The following is a 12,497-nucleotide window of genomic DNA, read 5'->3' on the forward strand; positions in this document are numbered from 1 at the left end:
GCTCCCCGACCGACACCTGCTCGGCGAGGTCTTTCGTTCGCCAACTGTCGAGGTCCTCGGCGGCGTCGATCACCTCCCGCTCGCCGTCGCTGTAGGTCCGAATCACTCGGCCCTCCCCGGCGGTCGGAACCCACTCGGGGAGCGTATCGGTATGGACGTACACCACTGCTCCGGCGGCGTCCCGCCCGAACCGCATTACCGCCTGTAGGGTGTCGTGGTCCCGCATATGGGTTAGTACTCGGTCGCCGAACGATCCGTAAGAGAGCCCCGAGCCCTTTTCGTCGCCCCGTTCGACCGCCACTCCGGCGTATGCACCCCATTTTTTCAGGTAGTCGTCGCCGTAGTGGTTCGACCCTATCACCGCCCCCACCCGCTTACTCTTGAATTGGTTGCTCCCGAGGACGTTTCCGTAGTGTTTCGTTTCGTCGACGAGGTCCTGGACGTCCTCGCCGTATTCGGTTTCGGCGGTCGCCGTCGTAATGAGGCCCGGCCGCTCGCCGTGTTCCTCCTGGATCGCTTCGAGCAGGGCGGCGTCGGCGTCGGTGTGAACGTGGTCGGCCGAGTTGTAGGGTTTCACGTACTCGGTGGTTCGAACGATATTCAGGTTCAAAGCGTCCCGAATGTACTCGGTTCGTTCGGCTCCCTGTAGTACTCGGCGGTGGTTCAGTCGCCCCCCGAGCGAGAGCTCCCACAGTTGCTTAGTCGGCGTCCCGTCGAGGCCGACCACCGCACTTGCATACTGTAGGTTCGGTGGCCGGAGGACCGACACCTCGCCACTGTTGCGGTCGAACGCCCCGAGGCCAACTCCCCCGAGGTCGGCGGCTTCGAACCCATTACCGAGGTCCTCCCCGGTGAGTAGGGTAAACACCGCTAAGGGAGCCGCGGCGTGTGCCTTTGAGTCGTCGAATACGTGGCCCTCATCGGCGTCGACACCCTGTTGGTCGAACCAGTCGAGAGCCTCTCCCCGGCGGTCGGCGTCCTCGCGGTTTTCGAGTAGGTCGGTGTAACTGTCGAACGGAACTCCCGGCGTCGTATCCAACCAGTAAGATACTGCTCCCTGCAGTCTCGCCCCCAGCATCGTTTCGTAGGCGTTTGGGAATTCGTCGAGGACCACCGACCGACCGTGAACCACCTTCTCGGCTCGGTAGGCGTGTGAGTAGTGGCCGATCAATACGTCGTAGTCGTCTGGATTGAAGTCCCATTTCGCCGTATAGGAGCAGGTGTGTCCGTCCTGTTGACACGGGAGCCGGTCGCCGAGGACGTGCTCGGCGGCTTTGTGTATCTGCTGGGGGGTCGCCCCGCGGGCGTACCATCGGTCGACTTTGTCGGCCCATTCGGCCCCGTGGTCGCCGTTCGCCGTCTCACAGTGTCGCTTGAAACTCGGGAGTTGGTAGTAGGAGAGGCCCAACTCATCGGCCCATTGTTTGAATTGGCCGTACTGCTCTTTATGCCCCCGCCCGGTGAGAACCGTAATCGCCTCGCCGGTTTCGGCGGCGGCTTTGATCGAACCGTAGCTTTTCCCCATTGTCGGGAGGGCTTCAATCAGTACTCGGTCGCCACTCCCGTAGGCGTCGGCTATCGCCTCGGTCGTTCGATCCCGAGCCTCGTCGACAGTTAGGGAGCCGTCGCCCTGCTCGGCGGTGTGTCGCCAATCCCAGCCGGTCGTCGCTCCGGTCAAGTCCCGAACCGCGGGCGGGAGTAAGGCTCGCGGCTCGGTGTCGGCGTTGCCCGTCCCGCTGGGTGTCCGTCCGGGGTCGAGGCCGTAGTCCTCCTGGATCGCTTCAAGAGTCGCATTGTAAACGTCGGCCGGGAGGCCGTCGAAGGTGTCGCCCTCGCGGGTTTCGTGCTCGACTAATTCGCCGTCCCAATCGGTCGCCTCGCGGGCGACGTGCCGGAGGGCTCGCCTCGGGATCGGGTCGTCGCTTGGGAGTAGTCGCTCGCCTTTGGCGTGGTTCCATGCCGTGAATACCTCGCCGTCGTCGAGCCGACCGTTCGGGCGGGCGGCGTCCCGCTCCCCGTCGTCGACGAGCAGGTACGTCAGGGCGTTGTATGCCTTCTTATATTTGAAATCGTAGGCGAGGCCGCGGTCCTCAATTAGAACAAAGTAATTCTCACTGTCGCCGTGGTGGCCCAGCGGGTTCGTCCCGCGGTATCCCCAGCCGAGGCCCGTCACCTCCCGAATGTCGAGGTCGAATAACTCCGAGCCACTCCCGGAGGATCGGTCGGTCGAACCGTCGCCCCGGCTCGCCTCGGCGGCTTCGAGGGCGGCGTCCCTCGGGTCGTATGCTGGGTGGTCCTCGACGGCTCTCGCGGTCGCCAATATCGGCCGGAGGTCGCCCTCCCACCGGATTAGGTAGTCGTCGAGGTCGACCTTTTGGCTCGCGGGCTGGGGGAGCTCCCCGATCCGGGCGTCGAGGCCCTGCTCGGTAAGGTGGTCGGCGGTTCGAACGGCTCCCCGAACGCCCTCCCCGAATTGTTCGACGTGTAGGCGGTCCCATCCCTCGGCGTCCTCGGCGTCCCGGAGCGATCCCTTCGGCGGCTCGGCGTCGTTTACGATATACACTCTCGACACACCGGCGTCGATGAGTAGGTCGGCGAGCCGCTCTCGGTCGCCACTTTTGAATGAGGTCGTCACCGGCGAGAGACACGCATACCCTGATTGGTGTGCCGTAATGGCGTCGGCGATCCCCTCGGTGATTAGGGCGGGTTCGCCGGGTTCGACCGTGTCGACACCGTATATCGGTTCCTCTTGGGTACACTCATCAATCGCCGAAACGGGGAGTTTGTGGTACTTTGAGGGACCGTCGCCGTAGTCGCCTGCTCGGTCGGCTGGGTGGCCGTCGCCTGCTCGCCGTGAAATCGCAAACGTCGGTCGCCCCTCGGCGTCGAGATACGGGAGGACGAACCGGCCCTTCCATATCGGCTCCAAACTGTTGGCCCAAAACAGCCCCGTCGACAGGATCGCCTCGCGGTCGTATCCCTTCTGCATGAGGTGGTCGAGTAGGCCGGTGTCGCTCGCCGGAGCCCAACCGAGCCGCTTCGAATCAATCGTTTCGTTCGACCACCCTCGCCCCTCGCGGTAGTGCTCCCGCGGGGAGTCGTACTCGACGGTATCAATGTTCGATAGGTCGGCGTCGAGTTGGCTATGGAAATAGTCGACCGCGTCGGTAAACGCCGAAAGGTCGCTTCGTGTGTTTTCGGGTGTCTCGACCGTCGAGGACGGCTGTTTTCCCGCCTCTAATCCAGGGGTTTCGTCCTCGGGAGCGGGATCCTCGCTGGGGGGGTCGGGCGACTGCTCGGCGTTGGCGTCTTTAACCAACACCTCCCCGTCCTCGGTGTCCGACTGTTGGTTAAGCTCGGGCGTTCGGAGCGAGGTATGCGGTTGGTCGGTCGTAAGTGCCTGCTCGATGGGGTCAATCCATTTTGACGGGTTGGCTCCGACTGCCCCAACCGCTCCAATTGCCGAGGTGTCCGGGTTCAATCGGAGGTATTCGGCGAGTTGCGACCGAACGCTCTCAGCGTCATTAGACATGGTATACCCCCGCCCCCTGATCGTTCCTGCCGTCCAGGAGCCCATCCGGGTCAACAACAACTCCCGTTTCTATCGCCGCCAACTCACCGAGTCGGTATTCGTCGTGTCTTCCGTGGTCGACCACTAAAACTGTCAGGTTTTCTGTTACTCTCGGGTTGGCATACGTCTCACACATTGGGGAAAGGTCCTCGGCACTGTCCCCGATCTGGGCATCGGCAATACTAAACAGGTCCTCCGGTCTTTTGGTTGGCGTCACCGCCCGACCAATGATAATATCACCGTGTGTGGTTCGAATACCGACCGCGTCACCTGTTACAGGAATCTCAATTTCGGGGGGGGTATACGCGTTGTATGCTTTCCGTATTGTCTTTTCAGTCGCGCCTATCGGGATTTCGTATTGTTGGAGCTTCTGTATTTCACCGAGGATCACTTCGGGAGAAGCCTCTTTTTTAGCGTCCCCAGCTATTTCCTCGGCGAGTCGTGTGTATGTGCCGTCGTGGTCGTCATTGTTACTGCTCATGATGAAACACCGAAAAAGTCCTTCAGGTCGGCGTCGTTAGGTCTACACGTCGCTCTCGGTTCGGGTTCGCCGAGGCCGTAGACTGCATGATTGGCTCTTGCGACCGCCTCGGCCCCTTTCGACGGGCTCGCTTCGAGGTGGTCGGGGTCAATACGTCGGCGTCTGTCGGTCGTTGTAGTGGCGTTCATTCTTTGAACGCCGAAGGGCCACAAACACCGCTTACTCTAAGCGGTGAAGGCCGAGGAAACCAGTGTCCAACTGAAGGGTCCTCGGCGGGCGGGCTTCGGCTACTTATACGATTCAATCCGACAGACAAAAGCGTTCGGCTGGGGGTCAGTCTTGTTATACTGGTAAAGGGTAGTCAAAAAATAGGACAACTTTATATTGAGTCACCCGCAACCTTAGACCGTCCAACTGGAGGGTCCCTCGGCGTCGTCGGTGGCGTCGATTACTCCCCAAATGCTGTTACACTCTTGAGCTACAGCACCCCCGGGTTTTAACTCATTTGCGTAATTAGGTAAAATCGTCCAACTGGTGGGTCCTCCCTACCGTTTTCTTATTCCTTTGAGTCACTACGTCGACCAGTTTCGCCGTCCCACGGGTCGGGTCCCTCGTCGGCGTCCATCCGTCGCCGGATAACGAGCCGCTCGGGTCGGTCGTATCGGCGGTAGGCCGAGTACACCGCGTTTCCGTAGATTGGGGCCAGGATGAAATACAGAATGTGCCATGCCCAGTTCCCCCGAAGCCCCCGTTCGAGGACGGCTCGCCTCTGTGCCTGGTCGACCGTATCCCACCCGGCGGTTTGGTAGTCAAAGACTGCCTGCTCAAATTCCTGCTCGGTGTCGACGACTTCTCTCATAGTCGAACTCACACCCGAGTTGTTAGAAAGATTCGGTCGGAGGTCACTCTCGACTATCGGGAGTGAGGATTTACCAGGATGAATGAAAGCGGTTACTCGTCGACGACAGTCGCCTCGGTCGGTGGGGCGATGTGGAGGTGCTCGGCTCCCTGCTCGATCTGCTCGGGCGTCGATCCCGTTTCGTCGGCGAGCACGTCGGTTAACTCGTCGACAGAGAGAATTTCCTCGGGGGGTTCCTCGCGGTTCATACCTGTGTGTACTGGGTTCGACGTGATAAGCGTACGTGATGGTTCGCCCCCGTCCGGCCACCGGGGCGGGTATCCCGGCGAACGGTCACCCTCGTACACGTCGATAAAGTACCCAGCGTATCGTTTGAAGTAGTCGACACATGCTCGAATCACCACCCCTCGGTTCGCTGGCAGCGGGGCGTGTGACACGTCAATATGGACGGTCCTCCCGTTCCGCCGGGATATGTCGACATGTAACCCCTCGCTATACACGTCGTGTCCTAATGTGGCGGTTTCGTTGTGGTCCATCCGGGCGAGCTCTGTCCACCGAATTGGGTCAGTGTCGGGTTGATAGTGTAGTAGAATTAGAAACCGCGGGATTCGGCCGTGGTCTCGGTCAAACCCGACCGTAAGGTGACAATCCGGGCGCACGGCGCCGACGTGTTTCGCAACGTCATACCCCGACGGGAGAGAGGGGATCGGCATAGTCGGGTTTTCTTAGAGCCGTTACTTAGTCTCTCCCGAACGCGTCAATAGTCTTTGAGCCACTCCGGCCCACCGTAGGCGTCGACATAGCAGTGTTTGTGCACGGGTTCGCCTCGTGGGTTCGGGATCGCCTTTTCTAATGGTACGGATTCGCCACATAGGTCACACTCGGCCGTGTGGCCCGCCTGTCGGGCGTCGGGGGAGAGGTCTTTCGTTTCAATATACAACTCATGCAAGGCTCGGGGGGTGAGTCGAACACATATCCGCTCTCGGTCCTCGGTGGTTGCCCCTTCGGTGGTAAACGACAGTATCCAGTCGTCGCCGGGCTCGGCGTCGGTGGCTGGCCCGAGTATAATCGTCGAGGCGAGGTCGTCGTTCACATAATACCAGGGCGAATTACGAAACCGGCCGTAGTGTCCGGGTGGGCGCGGATCAGTCGGGTCGACGGTGTCCTCGGTCATTAGATTCCTTTACTCCCATACATAGACTTCAAAATCGTCACTAATATCGGATTCTTCAGCGTCGACATTCGATACCGAAATTTGAAACCGCCAGGAGGTCTCGGGCGGGATATTATTCTCTACCTCACTTCCAGTATAACTCAACCACCCGCCGTCATAGACGGAACCAGCGACAGTCGCTGATTGTTCTTGGTCAGTGGTGTTGTGAACGACACCCGTTATTGTTGATTCATCGGGGTTTACCTCAGTATCCTCTATCTCAAAAGAATCAGGAGAGTCAGACGATAGGTTCGCCCCACGTACATCAATCTCGTAAGAGTCTGGTTCGAATGGGGTCGAGGATTCGACGAAAGGTTGCCAGGTCTTTCCCTCCCCGAGCAGTGGCGCTGATATCGTATCTCGGCCTAAATACCTATCTTCTTCATCGAACCACCGAACGATCGCTTCGACAGTTACGCTGACGTCACCTGTGTTTCTAAGAAAGAACGATATCGTGTATTCATTCTCCCATTCCTCTTGAGACAGTTCAATGTCGACGGAGTCACTGTCTCCAATAGAGTCGTCTTCTGACAACTCATCGGTCTCATTATCCCCCTCTGATTCTTGCTCACTTTCGTTTTGTTCTTCTTCTGTATCTCCCACACTCTCGTTCCCCCCGGAACCTTGTTCAAGGTCGGTACACCCTGCTATCGATATTGCACCGGCCGTCGTGAGGAACGTTCGACGTTTAATACTCATTCAGTGTGCCTCCACATATGTTCGCTCGGCCCTGGTTTCACGACACCTGGAAGAGCCGCGAGAGCCCCGTCTCTGTTGACGTCATTGGTCCATAGTGAGGAAAACCCCGCGTATCCCGTGTCGACGCCCTCTTGGTCGAGGTGAGTTTCAAACTCCGACCGTTTCGCCGATCCATGCTCCCGGAGGTAGTCGTATAGTTCCAAGATAGCGGCGTTTCGAATCTCTCGGGATTCACCACTCCCCGGTAAGTCCATCTCGCGGAGGATCTCGACCGCCTGATCTCGGCGTTTCTCGCCCTCTGTTGGCACCGTTGGTGTGTCGCTGGGTGTTTGACCGCTTCCAGGGTCCGGCATCCTGTCGACCGAATCTCGCGGCGTCTGTTGGACGTCCTCGGCGAGCCACCACACTGTATTTCGGCCGCCTATCTGTTTACTCTCGAGCTCTCCAGTATCCTCCAAAGACCGGAGCCGATTCAATACACCGCGGCGTTTGATTGGAACCGCCTCGGCTACTTCGGCCGTCGAAAGGACGGGATCGGCCGTCGACCGAAAGGTGTCGAGTAAGTCTTGGTCGGTCACTCTCGGCTTTCGGCCGCCTTTGGAACTGTTATCAGGCATTAGTGCCTACTACGGTATTGGTTCCCTAAAAGGCATCCCCTCTAAGGTACTACTGGTACCTACTAAGGTACAAACCACCAAAATTTCTGTTTAGAGAGCCATCAATGCCTTTATGGTTAATACCTTCTAAGGTAGTAGTAAGGAAGTGTGGTCACTCGGGCGTTGTAGAAACGCCCCGGTGGTAGGACACCGAGGCCGGGCTTCTGATGGACAAAAACCCATGTCGACAACAGAAACCAGCGAAATTGAAACCGTCGAATCGAACGCCGAACTCCCCGCGGATAACGTCGCCGTCGCCGACACCGGCTCGGGGTTGTTGGTCTTTGAGGTCGAAACCGAATACCGAGCACACCTCGGGCGCGAGGCCGAAACCGGGCGAGAGTTGGTCGGCTTTGCCGACGTGTCCGATTGGTCGGCCGTCGCCGAGGCCCTTCGATCCCGCGGGCTGGGTGTCGGTGCGACTACCAACCTCCCGGAGTACTCGGTCGACCAGCTGTAACGGATGCCTCTTTGTAGATCGCCGGGGGAGCAGTCCTTCCCCAGCCAGCCCTCTCTTGCCATCAAGAGGAACCAAGTAAACGGTTAGTGAACGGTTAGTGAGAACCAAGTCGACACCAAGAGGACCCGGTCACTTGGTGTTAGTCTAGGTTTGGATCGAGGAGCCGCGTTACTCGTCGTCGGTATCCATCCCGAACAACCGCCACTTGAGACGCGTTCCCAGCCCGGCCTCACGCCACCGCTGTTCTTGCGATCTCTCCTCTTGAACGTACTTCACTAACTCCGTGTGTTCCTCACGTTGCTCAAGAATCAGCCGATTACGGTTCCGTTCCTGTTCTAAGTCGCTCTGTAGTTCCTCGCATTGTTTTTTGAGCGAATCCACCTTTGAGCGTAATTCGTCGGTCCTCGCTGTGTTCGTTGCGTGATTCGAGCACATCCCGTATGTGTTCGGACCGTGTTACGCCGTGTTTGTCGGCCTCCTCCTCAAGCGAATTGAGTGTATCCTTTGGGATACGGAGCGTAATCTGTTCCATATCCCGGCGTGTTCTAATCACATCTCGATAAAACCACGTCAGACAGTGACACCCAGAAAAGGCCGGTTTTCGTCGAAACATACCAGATTGCTTAGTCGGATTGGCAACTATTGTCGGTTGATTCTGGCCTCTTGCTTAGCCGCCCTGATATGAGTACAAAAAGAGAGGTACTCACATCATGTGATTATGGGTAACTGAACGGTGTGTCCATAATAGACAAACAGCTAAGCAATCGTGTTATACAACTAACCTGAACACCCCGCATTTCCGCTGTAGTTGCACGTGGTCGAATCGGGGAGTCGACGATCTACAACTTACCAACTACAAAGAGGCCTCCGTCCTTGCGCACGCTCGCGCATCGGTGGGAGTCGGTGCGACTACCAACCTCCCGGAGTACTCGGTCGACGAACTCCCGAACTAATCGCCGAGCGCCTTTTTCATAGTTATTGTCACTACCAAAAGAGACATTTATCCAACTGATTGTTTTACACTCGCCGGTCAGAGGCCCACCCCAGCCGTTTTGTATCAGATTGGTTAGTCGGATTGGCAACTCTTGCCGGTCGCACACACCGCGTTTCCGTTGTTATCTTGCCGACCGCCGAGCCGTCTGTCGGTTTTGCCGTGGTTCATATGAGACGATAAAAATCGTTATCGCCCTATGTGTTAGTAAAATACTGGATTGAGGCTGGCGATCACCTAGGGCAGTGAAAATTTAATATGTCATAGACACTTTTTACCAACCTTTTTAATGCTGGATATGCTCTTTTTGTATAACGAACTTGTATCAAGAAGTTAGGTTAAGCTTACCACTTCCTTGAAAAGGTTCAAACAAACTTATGAAACTCACAAGCATATTCGGGAAAAGCAACGATGAAAGGGCTGTATCGCCTGTCATAGGGGTTATTCTCATGGTTGCCATCACTGTAATTTTGGCGGCTGTGATTGGAACGTTCGTCCTCGGGTTTGGTGATAGCGTTGAGTCTACCCCGCAAGCAACCATCGACTTTGATTTGAATGAAACTGATGATGAATTAACCATATCCCATGGTGGCGGTGACACGATTGACGACGATGATCTTGAGGTAACGATAGCAGGAACCGAGAAAACCGGTGTGTTCAGCGACGGGGATGAATTCTCAGCAGGCAGTGAGCGAACGGTTGAAGATCTTGACGAAAATGATGCGGGAGAAACCGTACGTGTGACCGTCACTACTGGTGGCAGCAGTAGTGTCATTGGGACATTCGACATACCTGAAGACGCTGATCTAGCGAGTGCGTAGGCATAATAATACAGCATCTCTTGCTGTTCCGCAGTCCTACATACATTTTTCTTAGCGAATGACCACTCAACGAAACATAATAGCGGGTGAGAAGCGCCTCGCTCGCACGTACAACCACCCAAGTTATGACGACTCATACGATGCGGTCAGAGATTACCGTCGCGTACAGCGAGTTGCGGCAAGGAACCCGAATAAGGGCTCTCAAGCACTGTCAACGTTGGTAGAGCTTCCACGGAGTCGTATTCGTGGGTGGGTAGACAGTGAGAACCCTGGAATGCCAGATGCGGTTCGTGCCATAACCGTCGCACAAAATAAAGGTTGGTTGAACCCCACTGGCGATATCGCTGTAGCGTTGGCGAGTCTTATGGGTCACTTACTTGGAGGTGGTTCAATCGCCAAACGAAACTATACACCGAGTGTTTGTGAGGGGCGACGCGTCTCGACAAAAACGATAGAGCCAGCCTTTCGGCAACTTGGGGTTTCTACAACCACACGGCATACAGACGCAACCGATCGTGCAACCGAAATCGTTCCAACGCAATACGGTACAATCCTTGGGCGGATGATGGTCGCATATGGTTGTCCGGCGGGCGGACGTAATGATATTGTGTCGGTTCCGAAGTTCCTCGACCAAATGGATATTACAGGGCATACAGCATTCTTAGAGGCATATGTTCTGCATCGAGGAGTGAACTACAGACAGAAAGCGACAAGTTACCTGCAAGGTGAACAACCACCGGAGTTCCATCGTGCAATTGCCGAGTTGATTGAATCCGTAACCGGAGAATCAGCAAGAGCTGGTGAGCGCGGTGTCACAGTCTCCGCAGCGGCAATGCGAGCACTCAATCTTGACGAGTGAGCGAATATACGGTAGAACTCGATAATTAGCGCTATGTGCTGTTCAAACATACCGTTCAAACCCGCTTTGAACGTACTACAAACGCGTGTATGCACCCCCTGTTTTGCGACTGTATGTAGTCGTGTCACCGCCTCGCGCACGCTCGCGCATAGGGTGGGGGTTACCCCCTCCCCCTCAATCAGCCAACTAAGTGAAATTCGACGTGGTCGACGTGTGGTTTGACGGCCTCAACAGTAGGGTAAACGTCGCCGGTCATGGTATCCATACAGCCGCGTTCGTGTGGGATTAGGGACGCTACTTTCATCGGTCCAATAACCCGACTATGGCTCCGGTATCGGTTCCAACTCATGGCACACAACTACAGGCGATTGTGTGGGTATCTCGTCGCCAAATTGGTAGCCCTCCGGTGGCTCCGGTTCGGATACCTCCCCGTCGTCGAGCCCCCCGCGGTCGCCTATCATATCCTCGGTGACAGTCACCACAGAACTGTGAATACTCACGTCACCGACCGGGCCACCCTTCAGCTCCTCAAGTTCGTTCCTAATCCCGCGTTTGGTCTTACGCATAGGTTTCGAGTATTGGTGGTATGGGGTCGTCGTTCGCTCGTCTAATCTCGTACTCACGCCGGAGGTCGTCGTCGTCTAATTCCTCCCACAGTTCACACGCTAATACGCTGTTCTCACCTTCGAGTGACTCACCGGGCCAGGTGTCGGTGACAGAACCACACGCATGAATCATTAGAACTCCCACGTCTGGGTAGCCATTGGGCCACACGTTCGGGACCGCGATATGTAGCTCGTCGTGTCGGTCGCTGTCGGGCCATGCTTGAACTGTTAGTTCTGGGTGGGGTGATTCATCCCGTGTGGCCATCCCGCCGTCTGTGGCGTGATTGAAGCCCGTAAGAAGTACCATTAACGGAGCCCCACCGGAGGTTTCGTCGGTGAGGCCGTCTAATTCCTTTTCGAGTTGGCGTTTTGTCAGTCGGGTCATTGGTTGTATTGGTCTTTCAGTTGCTCGACCTGCTCGGCGAGCTCCTCTAAGTCCCGGTCGTTGGCTACCTGTCGACGAACGTTTACCGCGTAGGCGAGAGCCCGAACCCATTTGATACGGACCTTTTCGTTCTCGGGGGATCGAACCCGACCGTTTTCAACTTTAAATTTGGCTTCATCAATCGCTACGTCTAACGTGTCAAGCATAGCCTGGTAGTCGGTCGTGTTGGTCCCAGCAGGCGATCCCTCGGCGGGGTCCGTCCTCGCGTCGGTACTCACCGCGTAACACCCCAGGGGTTCAAACGCCAAAGACGCCGTTTTGCCGTGTCTGACATAGGTAACTCGGTCATGCTGGTATGCGTTAATATACGTCTATCTACCACTTAGTAGCTGGCTTATTTTGGGTCTAAGCGTCGCTATCGGACCGGCGAGGTTTGACGTCCCGAGAGGGTTAGTCGGCGGGATCGGGCGGCGCGTCTCCCGTGGTCGAACCACTTTCGGCGGCGGTCGACGGTGTCGGTCCCTGCTCGCCACCTCCCGAGCCGTCCTCGGTGGCCGAGTTGCGGAAATCCCACGTATAGATACTACTACGTGTTATTTCTTGAACCGCCTCGGGGTCGGTGTCGTCAAGATCGACCGGCGTTAGTTCAACCTCCCCGTGGTCACTAACTTCATGTAAACCGTCGTTCTGCCAAACGTATCCCCGGCCGTCGAACTCCCGGGCGACTACTCCCCGCTCGGCGAGGCGATCCAGGATATTGAACACTTGTCGCTCCCCGACCGACACCTGCTCGGCGAGGTCTTTCGTTCGCCAACTGTCGAGGTCCTCGGCGGCGTCGATCACCTCCCGCTCGCCGTCGCTGTAGGTCCGAATCACTCGGCCCTCCCCGGCGGTCGG

Annotated in this window: 17 protein-coding genes and 1 pseudogene; 3 read left to right on the top strand and 15 right to left on the bottom strand. The window is 56.9% G+C overall.

The window, feature by feature from the left end:
- The 9 genes and pseudogenes from O2S87_RS16235 to O2S87_RS16275 all read right to left on the bottom strand — a co-directional run.
- Positions 1-3,532, bottom strand: a 3,532-nt coding sequence (locus O2S87_RS16235) for a hypothetical protein (protein ID WP_475409813.1), incomplete at its 3' end; no start/stop codon positions are given.
- The gene (locus O2S87_RS16240) at positions 3,525-4,052 is read right to left on the bottom strand and encodes a hypothetical protein (protein ID WP_475409814.1); all 528 of its coding nucleotides are present in this window, start codon (positions 4,050-4,052) and stop codon (positions 3,525-3,527) included. The genes O2S87_RS16235 and O2S87_RS16240, both read right to left, overlap by 8 nt.
- A complete protein-coding gene (locus O2S87_RS16245) occupies positions 4,049-4,240 on the bottom strand; it encodes a hypothetical protein (protein ID WP_475409815.1) in 192 nt (63 codons plus the stop codon). Before O2S87_RS16245 ends, O2S87_RS16240 begins: the two co-directional genes overlap by 4 nt.
- A 368-nt stretch (positions 4,241-4,608) precedes the next feature.
- Positions 4,609-4,911, bottom strand: coding sequence for a DUF8108 domain-containing protein (locus O2S87_RS16250; protein ID WP_475409816.1), 303 nt, complete (start codon positions 4,909-4,911; stop codon positions 4,609-4,611).
- Positions 4,912-5,003: 92 nt separating this feature from the next.
- A complete protein-coding gene (locus tag O2S87_RS16255) occupies positions 5,004-5,159 on the bottom strand; it encodes a hypothetical protein (protein WP_475409828.1) in 156 nt (51 codons plus the stop codon).
- A gap of 102 nt (positions 5,160-5,261) precedes the next feature.
- Positions 5,262-5,624, bottom strand: a pseudogene (locus O2S87_RS16260) (DUF7718 family protein); the annotation flags it as partial.
- Between the two features lie 44 nt (positions 5,625-5,668).
- On the bottom strand, positions 5,669-6,085 hold the full coding sequence (locus O2S87_RS16265) for a DUF8161 domain-containing protein (protein ID WP_475409817.1): 417 nt from the start codon (positions 6,083-6,085) through the stop codon (positions 5,669-5,671).
- 9 nt (positions 6,086-6,094) lie between these two features.
- Positions 6,095-6,823: an FxLYD domain-containing protein gene (locus tag O2S87_RS16270; protein ID WP_475409818.1), complete on the bottom strand. Its 729-nt coding sequence runs from the start codon at positions 6,821-6,823 to the stop codon at positions 6,095-6,097.
- A complete protein-coding gene (locus O2S87_RS16275) occupies positions 6,820-7,440 on the bottom strand; it encodes a hypothetical protein (protein WP_475409819.1) in 621 nt (206 codons plus the stop codon). The genes O2S87_RS16270 and O2S87_RS16275 overlap by 4 nt, the downstream gene beginning before the upstream one ends.
- A gap of 220 nt (positions 7,441-7,660) precedes the next feature.
- Between O2S87_RS16275 and O2S87_RS16280 the strand changes: the two genes are divergently transcribed.
- Positions 7,661-7,939: a hypothetical protein gene (locus O2S87_RS16280; RefSeq protein WP_475409820.1), complete on the top strand. Its 279-nt coding sequence runs from the start codon at positions 7,661-7,663 to the stop codon at positions 7,937-7,939.
- 168 nt (positions 7,940-8,107) lie between these two features.
- Here O2S87_RS16280 and O2S87_RS16285 read toward each other — a convergent pair whose 3' ends face one another.
- Together O2S87_RS16285 and O2S87_RS16290 are read right to left on the bottom strand one after the other, a co-directional pair.
- Positions 8,108-8,320, bottom strand: a complete 213-nt coding sequence (locus O2S87_RS16285) for a hypothetical protein (RefSeq protein WP_475409829.1) — start codon at positions 8,318-8,320, stop codon at positions 8,108-8,110.
- On the bottom strand, positions 8,256-8,552 hold the full coding sequence (locus O2S87_RS16290) for a ribbon-helix-helix protein, CopG family (protein ID WP_475409821.1): 297 nt from the start codon (positions 8,550-8,552) through the stop codon (positions 8,256-8,258). The genes O2S87_RS16285 and O2S87_RS16290 overlap by 65 nt, the downstream gene beginning before the upstream one ends.
- 755 nt (positions 8,553-9,307) lie before the next feature.
- Here O2S87_RS16290 and O2S87_RS16295 point away from each other — a divergent pair.
- Together O2S87_RS16295 and O2S87_RS16300 are read left to right on the top strand one after the other, a co-directional pair.
- A complete protein-coding gene (locus O2S87_RS16295) occupies positions 9,308-9,751 on the top strand; it encodes a type IV pilin domain-containing protein (RefSeq protein WP_475409822.1) in 444 nt (147 codons plus the stop codon).
- A 274-nt stretch (positions 9,752-10,025) separates the two neighbouring features.
- Positions 10,026-10,610: a hypothetical protein gene (locus O2S87_RS16300; protein ID WP_475409823.1), complete on the top strand. Its 585-nt coding sequence runs from the start codon at positions 10,026-10,028 to the stop codon at positions 10,608-10,610.
- A 320-nt stretch (positions 10,611-10,930) separates the two neighbouring features.
- Here the strand turns inward: O2S87_RS16300 and O2S87_RS16305 are convergent, their stop codons facing one another.
- The 4 genes from O2S87_RS16305 to O2S87_RS16320 form a co-directional block, all read right to left on the bottom strand.
- On the bottom strand, positions 10,931-11,176 hold the full coding sequence (locus O2S87_RS16305; RefSeq protein WP_475409824.1) for a hypothetical protein: 246 nt from the start codon (positions 11,174-11,176) through the stop codon (positions 10,931-10,933).
- Positions 11,169-11,600 (bottom strand): hypothetical protein, encoded by a 432-nt coding sequence (locus O2S87_RS16310; protein WP_475409825.1) that lies wholly within the window; start codon positions 11,598-11,600, stop codon positions 11,169-11,171. Before O2S87_RS16310 ends, O2S87_RS16305 begins: the two co-directional genes overlap by 8 nt.
- Positions 11,597-11,878 carry a DUF8136 domain-containing protein gene (locus O2S87_RS16315; RefSeq protein ID WP_475409826.1) on the bottom strand — a complete coding sequence of 94 codons (282 nt, stop codon included), beginning with the start codon at positions 11,876-11,878 and terminating at the stop codon, positions 11,597-11,599. The genes O2S87_RS16310 and O2S87_RS16315 overlap by 4 nt, the downstream gene beginning before the upstream one ends.
- A 172-nt stretch (positions 11,879-12,050) precedes the next feature.
- Positions 12,051-12,497: hypothetical protein (locus O2S87_RS16320; RefSeq protein WP_475409827.1), on the bottom strand; the 447-nt coding region annotated here is incomplete at its 5' end.

The organism is Halohasta sp. A2, assembly GCF_056175805.1.

Excerpts from the sequence above, each read along its gene's own strand:
- O2S87_RS16280 (WP_475409820.1), top strand. The coding sequence starts at position 7,661 with ATGTCGACAACAGAAACCAGCGAAATTGAAACCGTCGAATCGAACGCC.
- O2S87_RS16290 (WP_475409821.1), bottom strand. The coding sequence starts at position 8,552 with ATGTTTCGACGAAAACCGGCCTTTTCTGGGTGTCACTGTCTGACGTGG.
- O2S87_RS16270 (WP_475409818.1), bottom strand. The coding sequence starts at position 6,823 with ATGAGTATTAAACGTCGAACGTTCCTCACGACGGCCGGTGCAATATCG.
- O2S87_RS16255 (WP_475409828.1), bottom strand. The coding sequence starts at position 5,159 with ATGAACCGCGAGGAACCCCCCGAGGAAATTCTCTCTGTCGACGAGTTA.
- O2S87_RS16250 (WP_475409816.1), bottom strand. The coding sequence starts at position 4,911 with ATGAGAGAAGTCGTCGACACCGAGCAGGAATTTGAGCAGGCAGTCTTT.
- O2S87_RS16275 (WP_475409819.1), bottom strand. The coding sequence starts at position 7,440 with ATGCCTGATAACAGTTCCAAAGGCGGCCGAAAGCCGAGAGTGACCGAC.
- O2S87_RS16310 (WP_475409825.1), bottom strand. The coding sequence starts at position 11,600 with ATGACCCGACTGACAAAACGCCAACTCGAAAAGGAATTAGACGGCCTC.
- O2S87_RS16295 (WP_475409822.1), top strand. The coding sequence starts at position 9,308 with ATGAAACTCACAAGCATATTCGGGAAAAGCAACGATGAAAGGGCTGTA.
- O2S87_RS16240 (WP_475409814.1), bottom strand. The coding sequence starts at position 4,052 with ATGAGCAGTAACAATGACGACCACGACGGCACATACACACGACTCGCC.
- O2S87_RS16265 (WP_475409817.1), bottom strand. The coding sequence starts at position 6,085 with ATGACCGAGGACACCGTCGACCCGACTGATCCGCGCCCACCCGGACAC.
- O2S87_RS16305 (WP_475409824.1), bottom strand. The coding sequence starts at position 11,176 with ATGCGTAAGACCAAACGCGGGATTAGGAACGAACTTGAGGAGCTGAAG.
- O2S87_RS16245 (WP_475409815.1), bottom strand. The coding sequence starts at position 4,240 with ATGAACGCCACTACAACGACCGACAGACGCCGACGTATTGACCCCGAC.
- O2S87_RS16300 (WP_475409823.1), top strand. The coding sequence starts at position 10,026 with ATGCCAGATGCGGTTCGTGCCATAACCGTCGCACAAAATAAAGGTTGG.